A 15,554-nucleotide genomic window follows, 5' to 3' on the forward strand; every position below is an offset into this window, starting at 1 on the left:
GACTGAGCGGGCGGTGCTGGGGTCGGGCCGTGCGGAGGTCAGGCCGTGCCGAGGGCTGCGCTGCGCGCTGCGAGGAAGGCCTTGTGCGGGTCGAGGTCCGGGTAGGACCAGGGGGCGCGCGTGGCGTGGCTGCCGATGCGCTGGAAGAGGGCGGCGGCCTCGGCGGGCCGGCCTTCGCAGAGTTTGGCGTGGGCGAGGAAGTTGAGGTCCACACGGTTGCGGGGGTGGTCCTCGCGCTCCCACTCCAGCCACCAGTCGAAGGCGGAGCGCAGCACTTGGCGGGCGCGGCGGCCGGACCAGTGCTCGGTCATGGCCTGGCGGCTGTGGCCGTGGGCGGCGGCGAGGACCCGGTAGCGCTCGGCGTGGGCGATGACGGGGAGCACGGCGAGCGGGGAGTCGGCCGGGGACTCCTCGGCGGCCCAGGCCGCGAAGTCGTAGACCTCGTGCAGCGGGTCGTGGCCGGAGGCGGGGGCGCGCTCGGCCAGCCGGGAGACCATCAGGTGGTGGGCGTGGTGGTGTTCCCGGTGGCGTGCCCGGACCTGGTCGAAGTGGCGGCTGAAATCCTCTTCGGTGCCGAAGGCGCGGGTCAGGAGGAGCAGGCCGAGCCAGGGGGTGGGGTCGGCCGGCAGGAGGGCGGCGGCGCGCCGGCAGGCTTCCTCGGCCGCCTCGGGGGTGCCTTTGCGGCGCAGGGCGGTGAAGACGGCCGCGCAGGCGAGGAGGGTGACGGCGTCGGCGCTCTCCGGTTCGGCGAGGAGCCATTCGCGGGTCCAGGCGGTCGCGGCGGGGGTTTCGGCGAGGACGACGAGGCGGTGGCCGCGGCGGTCCCAGTCGTCGCCCGTGGCGACCAGGAGGGAACGCGCCTTGGCCCAGCGGCCCTGGGTGAACTGGGAGCGTACGTCGACGAGTTCCAGGTCGCAGAGGGCGGAGTCGAAGAGCTGGGCGTCCCGCTTGCGGGCGCGGCCGAGGGGCGGCGGAGGCGGAGACATCCGCGGTTTCCCTCCAAGACGCGGGCGGTCGGGCTGTGTTGCCGGATGATCACACACAGCAAAGCGGTACGCACAGCTCCGCGTCAAGGTCCAGTCCACTGGGTGGCGTGTTTCAACTGGTGCGGAAAATTGCCGAGTTGGGCTGGTACCTCCGCTTCGCGGCCCGGTCCGCGGCGGCGGTCCCCGGGGGCTTGCGGGGGCGGGGTACCGGCCAGGATCCGCCGGGCGTCCGCGGACGGGGCGCCACTGAGCGGCCGCGCCGGACCGCGGTCCCGGACGGCGCCCCGGACGGCCGTACGGGCGTCCCGGCCGGCGGCCAGGAGCCCGCGCGGAGTCCCCTGCGGGGGCGGTGCGTGCGTCCACTGGCCGGATCTCGCCCCTGCTCGCCCCGTCTTTTGCCGGGGTCGGAAACGGGCCCCTCCGCACGATCGGCACCATCGACGGGAGCGGCGCGCGTCCCCGGCCGACGGCCCGGCTGCCCGGCCCGACGGCCCTAGCCGATCGCTGCGGCTGCGGCGCGGCCCGCGGCGCGGCCCGAGAAGACGCAGCCGCCGAGGAAGGTGCCTTCCAGGGCCCGGTAGCCGTGGACGCCGCCGCCGCCGAAGCCGGCCGCCTCGCCCGCCGCGTAGAGGCCCGGAAGGGGTTCACCCTCGGCGGTGAGCACGCGGGAGGAGAGGTCGGTCTCCAGGCCGCCGAGGGACTTGCGGGTGAGGATCGAGAGCCGGACGGCCACCAGCGGGCCCGCCGCGGGGTCGAGGATCCGGTGCGGGGCGGCGGTGCGGATCAGTTTGTCGCCGAGGTACTTGCGCGCCCCGTGGATCGACATGACCTGGAGGTCCTTGGTGAAGGGGTTGGCGATCTCCCGGTCCCTGGCGACTACCTCCCGGCGGACCGTCTCCTCGTCCAGCAGCCCATCCTTCGTGATCGCGTTCATGCCGCGCACGAGCGAGGACAGGTCCTTCTCGACCACGAAGTCGACGCCCTTGTCCATGAAGGCCCGCACCGGGCCGGGGACGGCCTGCCGCGCCCGGTCGATGACGCCCCGGACCGACTTGCCCGTCAGGTCCGGGTTCTGCTCGGAGCCCGAGAGGCCGAACTCCTTGCCGATGATGCGCTGGTTGAGCACGAACCACGTGTGGTCGTGGCCGGTCCGCATGATGTGGTCGAGCGTGCCGAGGGTGTCGAAGCCGGGGAAGAGCGGGACCGGCAGGCGCTTGCCGGTCGCGTCCAGCCAGAGCGAGGAGGGGCCGGGCAGGATGCGGATGCCGTGTCGGGCCCAGATCGGGTTCCAGTTCTCGATGCCCTCGGTGTAGTGCCACATCCGGTCCTTGTTGATGTGGCTCGCGCCCGCCCCCTCCGCGATGCCGAGCATGAGGCCGTCCACGTGCGCCGGGACCCCGGAGAGCATCCGCTCCGGCGGGGTGCCGAGCCGGGCCGGCCACTGCGCGCGCACGAGATCGTGGTTGCCGCCGATGCCGCCGCTGGTCACGATCACGGCTTGGGCCCGCAGGGAGAACTCCCCGGTGGCCTCGCGGCCGCTCGCCGTGCCCCGCACGGCGTCGCTGGGGGCCAGCACCTCGCCGGTGACGGTGTCGAGCGTGCCCGCGGTACGGGTCAGCCCGGTGACCCGGTGGCGGAACCTCAGCTGGACCAGCCCCCGGGCCACGCCGGCCCGGACGCGGCGCTCGAAGGGCTCCACCAGGCCGGGGCCGGTGCCCCAGGTGATGTGGAAGCGCGGGACGGAGTTGCCGTGGCCGTTCGCGTCGTAGCCGCCGCGCTCCGCCCAGCCGACGACGGGGAAGAAGCGGACGCCCTGGGCGTGCAGCCAGGGGCGCTTCTCGCCGGCGGCGAAGTCCACGTAGGCCTCGGCCCAGCGGCGCGGCCAGGCGTCCTCCTCGCGGTCGAAGCCCGCGGTGCCGAACCAGTCCTGGAGGGCCAGTTCGCGCGTGTCCTTGATCCTCATGCGGCGCTGCTCGGGCGAGTCGACGAAGAACAGGCCGCCGAAGGACCAGTGGGCCTGGCCTCCTATGGACTGCTCGGGCTCCTGGTCGAGCAGGATGACCTTGCGGCCGGCGTCGACGAGCTCCGCGGTGGCCACGAGGCCCGCGAGGCCCGCCCCGATCACGATCACGTCTGCGTCGTACGTCATGCGAAACCCGTCCTCCGTCGGTGGTGGAGGCGATCCTTTGCTACGGAGCGGTAACCAGTCAACAGGAGCGGAGGGACCAGGCATGAGCGCGGCCGACGAGGTACTGGACGTGGTGGACCGGGACGACCGGGTGACGGGGCGGGCGCGGCGCGGGGACGTGTACGCGGCGGGGCTCGTCCACCGGTGCGTGTTCGTGCTGGCCAGGGACGACCGGGGGCGGGTCTTCGTCCATCGGCGCACCGCGTCGAAGCTGGTCTTCCCCTCGCACTACGACATGTTCGTGGGCGGGGTGGTCGGCGCCGGCGAGGGCTACGGGCAGGCCGCCCTGCGGGAAGCGCAGGAGGAGCTGGGCGTGGCCGGACTGGCGGCGCCCGAGCCCCTGTTCAAATTCCTGTACGAGGGTCCGGGCGGGGCCTGGTGGTCCTTCGTGCACGAGGTCCGCTGCGAACTCCCGGTCCGGCCGCAGGCCTCGGAGGTGGCCTGGCACGCGTGGCTCCCGGAGGAGGAGGTGGCGCGGCGGGTCGCGGACGGCTCCTGGCCCTGGGTACCGGACGGCCTGGAGGCGTACCGGCGGCTGCGGGAGTTCCGGTCGCAGGGCCGGTAGGCCGGACCGCCAGTAGATTGGGCGGGTGATCGACTTCGTCAAGGACGTACGGCTGTGGTTCGCACCGGCGCGGGTGCGGGACGAGGGCGAGACCCCCGACTACCGCTTCTCGCTGGCCAACGAACGGACCTTCCTGGCCTGGATCCGGACCGCGCTCGCCCTGGTCGGCGGCGGTTTCGCCGTGGACCAGTTCCTGCCCGACCTGCGGTGGGGGGTGCGGGTCGGGATGGCTTTCGCGCTGCTCACGGTGGGCGCGGCCTGCGCGTTGCGCGCGGTGAACCACTGGGTGCAGTGCGAGCGGGCGATGCGGCGCGGCGAGGACCTGCCGGTGTCCCGGTTCCCGGTGGTGCTGAGTCTGGGTGTGGGCCTGGTCGCGGTGGCGATGGTCGTGGTCGTGCTGCTGGGCTGGACGAAGGGGCGGTGAGCGCCCGGGGAGCAGGCGGCGACGGCCTGGGCCGCGACCCCGACGCCCTTCGTGACGCGGGCCTGCAGCCGGAGCGGACCCGGCTCGCGTGGCGGCGTACGACGCTGACGTGTTCGGTGACGGCCGTACTCGCGCTGCGCCAGACGTTGCACGGGGCCGGATCCCTGGTCGAGGTCGTCGGGATCGCGGTGATCGCGCTGGTCTGGCTGGCGTTCCTGGGGGTGGCGCACCGGCGGACGGGAGAGCTGGCGGCGGCCCGGCCGGCCGGGCTGGCACCGCGCGCCGCGCTCGCGGCGACGGCGTGCACGGTGGCCCTGGCCGTCTTCGCGATGGCGCTCATCTTCTGATCCGACGATCCGATCGTCCGCCTTCCCGTGCCACTGCGGCGCGCATCCGGACACAACGGGTCATCCATGGTCGATCCGCACTAGCCTCGGCGCCATGACGACCCTGCACCGAGAGCACCCCGCGCACGAGCACGCACACGCCCACGGCCCCGCCTGCGGGCACACGGCGGTCGATCACGGCGACCACCTCGACTACGCGCACGACGGCCATCTGCACCGGGAGCACTCCGGACACTGGGACGAATGCGAGCCCTCGGCGCACACCGCGCACGAGGCCCACGAGCACGCGCACGGTGCGGACTGCGGGCACGACTCCGTCCGGCACGGCGACCACCTCGACTACCTGCACGACGGACACCGCCACGCCGCTCACGACGGGCACTACGACGACCACTGAGCGGTTCGGCCGACGAACCCCGCACTCCCCCCGGGACGCCGCGGCTGGCAGGATGCCGACAGCCCGTCACAGCGACCCGGGGAGAACGCGGATGCCCGCAGAAGAGCCGTACCTCGTCCAGCCCGCCGACGGGGTGTACGCCTACGTGCAGCCCGACGGCGGCTGGTGCCTGAACAACGCCGGCTTCGTCACCGGCGGCGGACGGACCCTGCTCGTCGACACGGCCGCCACCGAGCGGCGGACGCTGGCCCTGCGCGCGGCCGTGCTGGCCGCCGGGGCGCCGCTCCCGCGCACGGTGGTCAACACCCACCACCACGGGGACCACACCTACGGCAACGGCGTGTTCGCGCCGGAGGCCCTGATCCTGGGCCACGACAACGCGCGGTCCGAGCAGCTCGCCGCCGGGCACCAGCTGGAGATGATCTGGCCGGCGACCGACTTCGGCGCGATAGACATCACCGCGCCCGACCTGACGTACAGCGACCGGATGACGCTGCACGTCGGCGAGGACGAGGTGCAGGTCATCCACCCGGGTGTCGCGCACACCACGGGCGACTCGATCGTGTGGCTGCCCCGGCAGCGGGTCGTGTTCACCGGGGACCTGGTCTTCGCGGAGGGCACGCCGTTCCTGGCGATGGGGTCCCTGGCCGGTTCGCTGCGGGCGATGGAACTGCTGCGCTCGCTGGGCGCGGAGACGGTCGTACCGGGACACGGGCCCCTGACCGGGCCCGACGCGTACGAGGCCACCGAGCGCTATCTGCGCTACGTCGAAGAACTGGCCCGGGAGGGCAGGGAGAAGGGGCTGACCCCGCTGGAGGCGGCCCGGCAGGCCGATCTCGGCGAGTTCGCGGCCTGGCGGGAGAGCGAGCGGCTGGTGGCGAACCTGCACCGGGCGTACGCGGAGCTGGCGGGGGAGCCCGAGGGGGTCCCCCTGGACATCCTGGCGGTGCTGCGGGACATGACGGTGATGAACGGCGGGACGCCGATCCTCTGCCACGCCTGACGCCGACGGGCCGCGGGGGTTCCCGCGGCCCGCTCCCCATCTCCGCTTCCGCCTCAGCTTCCGCTTCCGCATCCGCTGCCGCATTCTTTCCCTTCCTCTTCCTCCGGCCTACTGGACGACATACCGACTGGTCGGCATGATGGGTGGGTCCGATCCGTCGTCGTCAACTCCGTACGGAGGCGTGCACCATGACCTCAGCCCCAGCCCCAGGCCCGGACCCGTCCGGCCCCCGAGGACTCGATCTGGAGCGGCTGCGCGGTCATCTCGACCGGGCGCGGCCGGGGCTCGTGGCCGGGCCGCTGACCGGCCGGCTGATCGAGGGCGGCCGCTCGAACCTCACGTACGAGGTCGGCGACGGGCACTCCCGATGGGTGGTGCGCCGCCCGCCGCTGGGGCACGTACTGGCCACCGCGCACGACATGCGGCGCGAGCACCGGGTCATCGCCGCGCTGCACGGCACGGCGGTTCCGGTGCCCGAGCCGGTGCTGCTGTGCGAGGACGAGGCGGTGCTGGGCGCGCCGTTCTACGTGATGGAGTTCGTGGAGGGTGTGCCGTTCCGCACGGCCGGGCAGCTGGCCGCACTCGGCCCCGAGCGGACCCGTCGGGCGGTACTGGGCCTCGTGGACACCCTGGTCGACCTGCACGCGGTGGACCCCGGATCGGTGGGCCTGGGCGACTTCGGCCGTCCCGAGGGCTTCCTGGACCGGCAGCTGCGCCGGTGGGGCAAGCAGCTCGCGGCGTCCCGGGGCCGGGAGCTCGCCGGGATCGACGCACTGCACGGCGCGCTGGGCCGGGCCCTGCCCGGCTCCCCCGCGCCCACCGTGGTGCACGGGGACTTCCGGCTCGACAACGTGCTGATCGGCGGCCCCGACGACACGATCCGGGCGGTGCTGGACTGGGAGATGTCCACGCTCGGCGATCCGCTGACCGATCTCGGGCTGCTCGTGATGTACAGCTCCGACCTGGGCCTGACGGATTCCCCGGTGAGCACGACCAGTAGCGCCCCGGGCCATCCGGCGCCCGCCGAGCTGATCGAGCGGTACGCCGTCCGCTCGGGCCGGGACACCTCGCAGGTCGCCTGGTACACGGCGTTCGCCTGGTTCAAGCTCGCGGTGATCCTCGAGGGCATCCACTACCGCTTCACGCTCGGGCAGACCGTCGGCGCGGGCTTCGACCGGATCGGCGAGCTGGTACCGGTCTTCATCGAGCACGGTCTGACCACCCTCCAGGAAGGCTGAGGAGCCACGATGGACTTCGCATTCGACGCCCGGACCGAGGAACTGCGCGGGCGGCTGCTCGCGTTCATGGACGAGTACGTGTACCCGGCGGAACCCGTCGCCGTCGGGCAGCGCGCACGGCTGGCCTCGCCCTGGGACACCCCGGCCGTCTTCGGTGAACTGAAGGCCGAGGCGCGCCGGCAGGGGCTGTGGAACCTCTTCTTCGTCGACGGGCACGGCGCGCACGGCGGCGGGTACGGCGCCGGGCTGACCAACCTCCAGTACGCCCCGCTCGCCGAGATCACCGGCCGCAGCCCGCACCTGGCGCCGATGGCGACGAACTGCGCCGCGCCGGACACCGGGAACATGGAGCTGCTCGCGCAGTTCGGCGACGAGGAGCAGAAGAAGCAGTGGCTCGAGCCGCTGCTGGCCGGGGAGATCCGGTCGGCCTTCGCGATGACGGAGCCCGACGTGGCCTCCTCGGACGCGACGAACATCGAGACCCGGATCGAGCGCTCGGCCGGCCGCGACGGGGCCGCCGAATACACGGTGACCGGCCGCAAGTGGTTCATCTCCGGCGCCATGAACCCGGACTGCAAGATCTTCATCGTCATGGGCAAGACCGACCCCGACGGAGCCGACCCGCGCCGCCAGCAGTCCATGATCCTGGTCCCCCGGGACACCCCGGGCGTCGAGGTCCGGCGCGCGATGACGGTGTACGGGTACGAGGACCACGACCACGGCGGCCACGCCGAGGTCGTCTTCGACGGGGTCCGGGTCCCCGCGGCGAACCTGATCGGCGAGGAGGGCGGCGGCTTCGCCATCGCCCAGGCCCGGCTCGGGCCGGGCCGGATCCACCACTGCATGCGGCTCATCGGCATGGCGGAGCGGGCCATCGAGCTGATGTGCCGGCGCGCGGTGGGGCGTACCGCCTTCGGCAAGGAGCTGGCCGCGCAGGGCGTCGTACAGAACTGGATCGCGGACGCCCGGGTCACGGTGGAACAGCTGCGGCTGCTGGTGCTGAAGACGGCCTGGCTGATGGACACGGTCGGCAACCGTGGGGCGCACACCGAGATCCAGGCCATCAAGATCGCGACCCCGCGGGCGGTCCTGCGGATCCTGGACGACGCGGTTCAGCTGCACGGCGCCGGCGGGGTGAGCCAGGACTTCCCCCTCGCCGAGCTGTGGGCCGCGGCGCGGACGCTGCGGCTGGCGGACGGCCCGGACGAGGTGCACCAGCGCTCGCTGGCGCACCGGGAGCTGAAGAGGTACCGCGACTAGCCTCCGGCGGGTGGGGCGGGTGGGGCGGGTCGGGCGGTTCGGGGGGGGGAGGCCACGAGCATGGGACCCGCCGAATGGTCTGGACCACATGGCGAGGTCCGATATATTCGACTTGTCCCCCACCGAAAGTGCATATCGTCATGCCCAGCTCCACCCTGGCCCCGCCCGCGCCCGCCGCGGTCGCCCCCACCGCGCAGGCCGCGCCGGCTGCGAAGGTCGCCGATCCCGGCCCGCTCGGCCTCGCGGCGTTCGCCCTCACGACCTTCGTGCTCAGCCTGTTCAACTCGGGCCTGATCTCGAACGCCGCCCTCAGCGCCGTCGTGCTGCCGCTGGCGCTGTTCTACGGCGGCCTCGCGCAGTTCGTCGCGGGCGTGCTGGAGTTCCGCCGCGGCAACACCTTCGGGACCACGGCATTCGTGTCGTACGGCGCGTTCTGGATGTCCTTCGCGGCGTACGTGAAGTTCGTCGTCCCGACGCTGCCGGCCGACCAGGCCCACGTGGCGACCGGCTGGTTCCTCGTGGCCTGGTTCATCTTCACCGCGTACATGTCGATCGCCGCCATGAAGCTGGACGTCGCGCACCGGGTGCTCTTCGTCTCGCTGGCGCTGACCTTCCTCTTCCTGGCGCTCGGCGACCTGGCGCAGAGCACGGCGCTCGGCCACACCGGCGGCTTCCTCGGCCTCTTCACCGCGGGCGTCGCCTGGTACATCTCCTTCGCCGTGGTGGCCAAGGAGACCTGGGGCCGCGACGTGGCCCCGCTCGGCTAGGACGTTCCGACGGCCGTCGGTCCGGCGGCGGTGGTACGACCCGCCGCCGTGTCGATGACCTCGTCCAGCACCTCGCGGGACCGGAGCAGGTCGGCGATCAGCCGGTCGATCCGGTCCCGTTCCGTCTTCAGCTCGGCGACGAGCGCGGGGGTGGCCCGCACGTTCGGCCCGCCGTCCGCATCGCGCATGCAGGGCAGGATCCGGCGGATCTTCGAGCTGTGCAGGCCCGCCGCGTAGAGCTCCTGGATCCGGATGACCCGGTCCACCGCCCGCTCCGCGAAATCGCGGTGCCCGCCGGGCGTCCGGTCCGAGACGAGCAGTCCCTGGGTCTCGTAGTAGCGCAGCGAACGCTCGCTGACCCCGGTGCGCGCCGCCAGTTCACCGATCCGCATGCCCCACCTCGGCTTGAATCTGACATCAGTGTCAGGTTTTACGGTACCGGCATGACGCACACACAGCAGGTCTCCGCCGCATCCCGTCTCTTCGAATCCGCCCGCCTCGGCGGCCTGGAGCTCCCCAGCCGCCTGGTCATGGCGCCGCTGACCCGCAATCGCGCGGGGGCCGACGGTGTCCCCGGCGCCCTCATGGCCACCTACTACGCGCAGCGCGCCTCGGCCGGTCTGATCATCGCCGAGGCCACCACACCGAACGCCGTCGGCCGGACCTACCCCCACATCCCCGGCATCCACACTCCGGAGCAGATCGCCGGGTGGCGGCGCGTCACCGACGCCGTACGCGCCGCCGGCGGGCGGATGTTCCTCCAGTTGCAGCACGGCGGCCGGGTCGGCCATCCCGACACCAGCGGGCACGTGCCGCTCGCCCCGTCGGCGGTGCGGTTCCCGGAGCCGCTGCAGACCCCTGGCGGACTCCAGGACGCCGTCACACCCCTGGAGATGACTCCCGAGGACATCCGTTCCACCATCGCCGACTTCCGGGCCGCCGCCCGGAGCGCCGTGGAGGCGGGGTTCGCCGGTGTGGAGGTGCACTCCGCCAACGGTCACCTGCTCCACCAGTTCCTGGCGCGGAACACGAACCTGCGCACCGACGGGTGGGGCGGCTCCGTGGAGGGCCGGATCCGGTTCACCGTCGAGGTGGTCCGAGCCGTCGCCGAGGCCATCGGACCGGACCGGGTCGGCGTACGGATCTCGCCCGGGGTGGAGGTCAACGGCATCGAGGAGGGCGACACCGCGGAGATCTACCCGGCGCTGGTCAAAGCCCTGGCGGACATCGGACCGGTCTATCTGCACCAGGTCTACGCCGACCCGGACCAGGCCCTCTCCCAGGAGATCCGCGCCGCCTGGCCCGGCACGCTCATCGCCAACCCGCGGCTCTCCCGCGAGGAGGTCGCGTCCGACGGCGGCAAGCGGCGGGCCGAGCGCCTGCTGGCCGGGGGCGCCGATCTGGTCGCCCTCGGCCGGGGGTTCCTCGCCAACCCCGACTTCGTGGAGCGGCTGCGCACCGGCGCGCGGCTCAACGAGGTCCGGCCGGAGTTCCTGATGCACGTGCGGGGGCCGCAGGGGTACACCGACTACCCCGCATTGCCTACGGGCGCAGGGCGCGCATCAGGAGGTCCGCGAGGTGGTCGGCGACCTGCTGGGGGGTGAGCGGGCCGTCCTCGCGGTACCAGGTCGACAGGTGGTGGACGGAGCCGAAGTGGTAGTCCACCACCAGGTCGGCCGGGGTCGCGGTGGAGAAGACCCCGGCGCGCTGGCCCTCCTCGACCAGCGCCCGGAACCGCTCGTGGTAGCGCCGGCGCTCCGCCCGGACCTGCTTGAACTTCTCCGGGCTCAGCTGGTGCATCGACCGGAAGAAGATCGCCGCGTCGTCGAGGTTCTCGATGGTGGTGACTACGACGTCGGCGGCGGCGGCGCGCAGCCGCTCCTCGACGGGCGCGTCGGAACCGGCCACCGCGTCGAGCCTCTGCTGCTGAAGGCGCAGCATGCGCGCGTACACCTCGTGCAGGAGGTCGTCCTTGGAACCGAAGTAGTGGTAGAGCGCACCCTTGGTCACCCCGGCCGCCTCGACGATCTCCTGGACCGAGGTCCGGTCGTAGCCGCGCTCGGCGAACAGCCTGGTCGCGACGGCCAGCAGCCGCTGCGGTACCGGAGCCTCGTGGGTGGCGACGGGCTCCGTCGTGGTCTTGGCGGCCATGGCGCTCGCCTTCCTTTCCTGATCCTCGACCGGTCCTCGTCCGTGCGGCTCCGCGGGGCCGTCCGGCGGTCCGGCCGTGCGGCCCTGCGGCGTCCGGCTGTTTTCAGCCGCGGTCGCGCAGTTCCCGTCGCAGGATCTTGCCACTGGTCGTCTTCGGAAGAACAGGCAGGATCTCCACCTGGCGCGGGTATTTGTACGCGGCGATGCGCGCGGCGCAGTACGCGGAGAGTTCTCCGGGGTCGGCCACGGCCCCGGGGCGCAGGCTGACGTAGGCCTTCACGCTCTCGCCCCGGTAGGGGTCCGGGACGCCGACGACGGCCGCCTCGCGTACGGCGGGATGGGTGTAGAGCACGTCCTCGACCTCGCGCGGCCAGACCTTGAAGCCGGACGCGCAGATCATGTCCTTCTTGCGGTCGACGACGTAGAGCCAGCCGTCCTCGTCCATGAACCCGACGTCGCCGGTGCGCAGTTCGCCGTCCGGAAAGGCCTTGCCGGTCTCGTCGGGCAGGCCCCAGTAGCCGGGGACCACCTGCGGTCCGCGCACGGCTATCTCGCCGGTCTCGCCGAAGGGCACCTCGGATCCGCTCTCGTCGAGGATCCGTACGAGGGTGTCGGCGCCGGGCAGGCCCACCGAGAGGGTGCCGGAGGCGGGGTCGACGGGGGCTTCGAGGTGCACGGGGACCGAGGCGCAGGGGGCGGTGCACTCGGTGAGGCCGTAGCCGTTGCGCAGGTAGAAGCCGAAGGCGGCGCGGAGGCGTTCCACGAGGGCGGGCGGGAGCGGGGCGCCGCCGGAGGAGACCACCTGGAACGAGGCGAAGTGGTCCGGTGTGGCGCCGGGGTGGGCGGCCAGCGCCATGAAGGCGGTGGCCGGGCCGACGGTGTAGGCGGGGCGGTGTTCGAGGAAGGCGTCGAGGACCACGCCGGCGTCGAAGCGGTTCGCGAGGACGAGCGTGCCCGCGTTGGTGAAGCAGGCGGCGAGCTCACAGACCATGCCGGTGATGTGGAAGAGCGGGGCGAGGGCGAAGTACGCGGCGCCCTCCGGGAGGGGGTGGCCGGTGACCTGGCGCACGGCGTTGTGGGTGAGCGCGCCGTGCGGGTTCATGGCGCCCTTGGGGGTGCCGCTGGTGCCGGAGGTGTAGCTGATGAGCGCGGTGTCGGTGGCGGTCAGGCCCGGGTCGGGCGGGGCGGGGAGGCCGCGTCGGGCGACGGTGGCGAGGTCGTCGGTGCCGGCCGCCTGCTCGGGGCGCCCCGGTGCGAGGACCCGTACGTCGTCGCGGGTCTGGAAGTCGAGGTCGGACGCCGTCAGGACGGTGCGCACAGCGGTCCCGTGCGCGGCCTCGCGCAGGTGGGCCGGCCACGCCCGGGCGTCGCACACGAGGGCCGTGGCCCCGGAGTCGCGCAGGATGTGGGCGGCCTCGGCGGACTTGTACATCGGGTTGAGCGGGACCACGACCGCCCCGGCCTTCCAGGCGGCCAGGACGGCGAGCACGAAGTGCGGGGTGTTCTGGAGCATGACGGCGACCCGGTCCCCGCGGCCCGTGCCCCGCTCGGCGAGGTGGCCGGCCAGGGAGTCCGAGAGCGCGTCGGCCCCGGCGTAGCCGACGCGGCCGTCGAAGTAGGCGAGGGCGGTGCGCCCGGGGGCGCGGGCGACGGCGGCCCGGAAGGCGTGCAGCACGGTGGGCGGGGGCGCGACGGGCGCCCGCTGCGCGGGGCTGAGCCGGGCGAGCCAGGGCTTCGTCCCGTAGGCGGAGGCGGGGGCGCCGGCGGCGAACGCGGTCATCGGGCCTCCCAGGCGCGCTGGAGCCGGTTCATGCCGCTGAGCCAGCGGTCCGGTTCGGTGGCGCGGGCCGCGTAGAAGTCCGCGACCTCGGGGTGCGGGAGGATCAAGAACCGGCCCTTCTCCATGCCGTCGAACGTGGCGTCCACGACCGCTTCCGGCTCGATCGCGGTCGGCGCGAGGACCAGCTCGCCCGCCGATCCGGCGGCGGTGAGCATGTCGGTCCGGACCCCTTGCGGACAGATGGCGTGGACCTGGAGCCCGCGGTGGCGGTAGGTCAGCGAGAGCCATTCCGCGAAGGCGAGCGCGCCGTGCTTGGTGACACTGTACGGGGCGGCCCCGATCATGGTGAGCAGCCCGGCGGCCGAGACCGTGGACACGAAGCGGCCGCTCTCGCGTTCCAGCCAGTCGGGCAGCAGCAGTCGGGCCGCCCGGACGTGGGCCATGACGTTGGTGTCCCAGGCGGCCTCCCAGACGGCCTCCTCGGCGAAGGCGTCACCGCCGGAGGCGAGACCGGCGTTGGCGCAGTAGACGTCGACGGCGCCGCCGAGGGCCTCGCGGGCCTCCTCGACGACGGAGGAGGCGTCGCCGGGCACCGCGATGGCGCGGGCGCCGATCGCGTCCGCGACGCAGACGGCCTTGGCGGGGTCGAGGTCGTTGACCACCACCGTGGCCCCCTCGGCGGCGAAGCGGTGGGCGAGGGCGGCGCCGATGCCGCCGCCCGCGCCGGTGACGACGACTCGCTGGTCCTGGAACGCGTTCACTGGTCCACCCTTCGTGGCCTGCTGCCGAGTGCCGGATCCTCGGCTCACTCGGCAGACTAACCAGTCGGTATGTTCGGACGGAAGGGTGCGGCGCCCTACTTTGGCGCGATGACGCTGTCGCGACGCGGGTTGCTGGGTCTGGCCGGGGCGGCGGGGGCCGCTGGTAGCTGGGGGGCGGGGGCCCGTGCGGAGGCGGCGGCCGCGGCCGCCCCGGGGTCCGTCCCCCCTGCGGCGCCGGCGCCCGCCCCGCGCCTCGCCCCGGCCGCCGGCGACCGGGTACGGACCGGGTTCGAGCGGCTCGCGGCGGACGGGTACGACGTACTGGCCGGGCAGCGGGTCGGCGTGGTCACCAACCCCACCGGGATCACCGCGGACGCGCGCCACCTGGTCGACGTGCTGCACGCCGACGAACGCGTCGACCTCGTCGCGGTGTTCGGCCCCGAGCACGGCTTCCGGGGCACGGCCCAGGCCGGCGGCTCGGAGGGGACCGGGCGCGATCCGGCGACCGGCCTGCCCGTGTACGACACGTACGACAAGAGCGGGCAGCGCCTCGCGGACGTCTTCACGGCGGCCGGCGTCGACACCGTCGTCTTCGACATCCAGGACGTCGGCGCCCGCTTCTACACCTACGTCTGGACCCTCTACGACTGCATGCGCGCCGCCGCGCTCGCCGGCAAGGCGGTGGTGGTGCTGGACCGGCCCAATCCGGTCGGCGGCCGGCGGGCCGCCGGGCCCGTCCTGCAGCGCCCGTACGCGAGCTTCGTGGGCCGGGAGCCGATCGCCCTCGCGCACGGGATGACGGCGGGCGAGCTGGCCGGGCTCTTCGCGGGCGAGTTCCTCCAGGGGGGCGGCCAGGCCCCGGGGGCCGTCCGGCTGCGGGTCGTGCGGATGGACGGGTGGCGCAGGGAGTCCTTCTTCGACGCCACGGGCCTGCCCTGGGTGCCGCCGAGCCCGAACATGCCGACCCCCGGCACGGCCCTCGCGTACGCCGGCACCTGCCTGTTCGAGGGGACGAACCTGTCCGAGGGGCGCGGCACGACCACCCCCTTCGAGGTGGTCGGGGCGGAGGGCGTCGACCGGCGCTGGGCGGAGGCCGCGAACGCCCTGGAGCTGCCGGGGGTGTGGTTCCGGGAGGCGTATTTCACGCCTTCCTTCTCCAAGCACTCGGGGAAGCAGTGCGGCGGGGTCCGGCTGATCGTCCACGACCGGGAGGCCTTCGACCCGGTACGGGCCGGCATCGGGCTGCTGGTCACCGCGCGGCGGACGTGGAGCGGTTTCGCGTGGCGCGCGGACCACTGGATCGACCGGCTGACGGGCTCGGACCGGGTCCGGCTGATGGTCGACGCGGGGGCGGGCGTCGAGGAGATCGCGGGCGACTGGGCGGCGGGGCTGGCGCGGTTCGCCGCGGTGCGGGAGGCGTACTTGCTCTATCCGTGAGCCGGTGGCGCGGACGGGTCCCGCAGACGCTCCCCGGGAGGGGTGGTCCGGTGGGCGGATCCGGGAGACGTCCCCGGGAGGTACCGGTCCGCACACGACGGGGCCCGCCCTCCGGAGCCGGCCGGGCGGCGGATCCGGTCGGGCGGCGGATCCGGTCGGGCGGCGGATCCGAGAGACATCCCCGAGAGGGCTGGTCGGGTGGGGGCGGCCGCAGGATGCTGTCGCCAGGGACACGGCGTGGAGGGGGACG

At 73.6% G+C, this 15,554-nt stretch carries 16 protein-coding genes; 10 read left to right on the forward strand and 6 right to left on the reverse strand.

Going from position 1 to position 15,554, the window contains the following annotated elements; genetic code table 11:
* Positions 1-38: 38 nt before the first annotated feature.
* Both ACFWBY_RS30215 and ACFWBY_RS30220 read right to left on the reverse strand, forming a co-directional pair.
* Positions 39-986, reverse strand: a complete 948-nt coding sequence (locus ACFWBY_RS30215; protein WP_385335440.1) for a hypothetical protein — start codon at positions 984-986, stop codon at positions 39-41.
* 493 nt (positions 987-1,479) lie between these two features.
* A complete protein-coding gene (locus ACFWBY_RS30220; protein WP_385335438.1) occupies positions 1,480-3,135 on the reverse strand; it encodes an FAD-binding dehydrogenase in 1,656 nt (551 codons plus the stop codon).
* Positions 3,136-3,217: 82 nt separating this feature from the next.
* Between ACFWBY_RS30220 and ACFWBY_RS30225 the strand changes: the two genes are divergently transcribed.
* The 8 genes from ACFWBY_RS30225 (at position 3,218) to ACFWBY_RS30260 (ending at position 9,175) form a co-directional block, all read left to right on the forward strand.
* The gene (locus ACFWBY_RS30225; RefSeq protein WP_385335436.1) at positions 3,218-3,739 is read left to right on the forward strand and encodes an NUDIX domain-containing protein; all 522 of its coding nucleotides are present in this window, start codon (positions 3,218-3,220) and stop codon (positions 3,737-3,739) included.
* 25 nt (positions 3,740-3,764) lie between these two features.
* Positions 3,765-4,163 (forward strand): YidH family protein, encoded by a 399-nt coding sequence (locus tag ACFWBY_RS30230; protein WP_385335434.1) that lies wholly within the window; start codon positions 3,765-3,767, stop codon positions 4,161-4,163.
* Entirely contained in the window at positions 4,160-4,510 is a 351-nt protein-coding gene (locus tag ACFWBY_RS30235; RefSeq protein ID WP_385335432.1) for a DUF202 domain-containing protein, read from the forward strand. Before ACFWBY_RS30230 ends, ACFWBY_RS30235 begins: the two co-directional genes overlap by 4 nt.
* A gap of 94 nt (positions 4,511-4,604) precedes the next feature.
* A complete protein-coding gene (locus ACFWBY_RS30240) occupies positions 4,605-4,907 on the forward strand; it encodes a hypothetical protein (protein WP_385335430.1) in 303 nt (100 codons plus the stop codon).
* 91 nt (positions 4,908-4,998) lie between these two features.
* Positions 4,999-5,910 carry an MBL fold metallo-hydrolase gene (locus tag ACFWBY_RS30245; RefSeq protein WP_385335428.1) on the forward strand — a complete coding sequence of 304 codons (912 nt, stop codon included), beginning with the start codon at positions 4,999-5,001 and terminating at the stop codon, positions 5,908-5,910.
* 188 nt (positions 5,911-6,098) lie between these two features.
* A complete protein-coding gene (locus tag ACFWBY_RS30250; RefSeq protein WP_385335426.1) occupies positions 6,099-7,148 on the forward strand; it encodes a phosphotransferase family protein in 1,050 nt (349 codons plus the stop codon).
* Between the two features lie 9 nt (positions 7,149-7,157).
* Positions 7,158-8,408 carry an acyl-CoA dehydrogenase family protein gene (locus tag ACFWBY_RS30255; protein WP_385335424.1) on the forward strand — a complete coding sequence of 417 codons (1,251 nt, stop codon included), beginning with the start codon at positions 7,158-7,160 and terminating at the stop codon, positions 8,406-8,408.
* A gap of 140 nt (positions 8,409-8,548) precedes the next feature.
* Positions 8,549-9,175: an acetate uptake transporter gene (locus ACFWBY_RS30260; RefSeq protein ID WP_385335422.1), complete on the forward strand. Its 627-nt coding sequence runs from the start codon at positions 8,549-8,551 to the stop codon at positions 9,173-9,175.
* Here the strand turns inward: ACFWBY_RS30260 and ACFWBY_RS30265 are convergent.
* A complete protein-coding gene (locus ACFWBY_RS30265) occupies positions 9,172-9,567 on the reverse strand; it encodes a MerR family transcriptional regulator (RefSeq protein WP_385335420.1) in 396 nt (131 codons plus the stop codon). The genes ACFWBY_RS30260 and ACFWBY_RS30265 overlap by 4 nt on opposite strands.
* A 51-nt stretch (positions 9,568-9,618) precedes the next feature.
* Between ACFWBY_RS30265 and ACFWBY_RS30270 the strand changes: the two genes are divergently transcribed.
* A complete protein-coding gene (locus ACFWBY_RS30270; protein ID WP_385335418.1) occupies positions 9,619-10,779 on the forward strand; it encodes an alkene reductase in 1,161 nt (386 codons plus the stop codon).
* On the opposite strand, the gene ACFWBY_RS30275 is transcribed toward ACFWBY_RS30270, so the two are convergent.
* The 3 genes from ACFWBY_RS30275 to ACFWBY_RS30285 form a co-directional block, all read right to left on the reverse strand.
* Positions 10,718-11,326 (reverse strand): TetR/AcrR family transcriptional regulator, encoded by a 609-nt coding sequence (locus tag ACFWBY_RS30275; RefSeq protein ID WP_385335416.1) that lies wholly within the window; start codon positions 11,324-11,326, stop codon positions 10,718-10,720. The genes ACFWBY_RS30270 and ACFWBY_RS30275 overlap by 62 nt on opposite strands.
* A gap of 103 nt (positions 11,327-11,429) precedes the next feature.
* Complete coding sequence (locus ACFWBY_RS30280; protein WP_385335414.1) at positions 11,430-13,106, reverse strand: class I adenylate-forming enzyme family protein; 1,677 nt, start codon at positions 13,104-13,106, stop codon at positions 11,430-11,432.
* Positions 13,103-13,867: an SDR family oxidoreductase gene (locus ACFWBY_RS30285; protein WP_385335412.1), complete on the reverse strand. Its 765-nt coding sequence runs from the start codon at positions 13,865-13,867 to the stop codon at positions 13,103-13,105. The genes ACFWBY_RS30280 and ACFWBY_RS30285 overlap by 4 nt, the downstream gene beginning before the upstream one ends.
* 108 nt (positions 13,868-13,975) lie before the next feature.
* On the opposite strand from ACFWBY_RS30285, the gene ACFWBY_RS30290 reads away from it, so the two are divergent.
* Positions 13,976-15,304, forward strand: a complete 1,329-nt coding sequence (locus ACFWBY_RS30290) for an exo-beta-N-acetylmuramidase NamZ domain-containing protein (protein ID WP_385335410.1) — start codon at positions 13,976-13,978, stop codon at positions 15,302-15,304.
* The last annotated feature ends 250 nt before the right edge of the window (positions 15,305-15,554 follow it).

This window comes from Streptomyces sp. NPDC060049 (genome assembly GCF_042736715.1).
Taxonomy (GTDB): domain Bacteria; phylum Actinomycetota; class Actinomycetes; order Streptomycetales; family Streptomycetaceae; genus Streptomyces.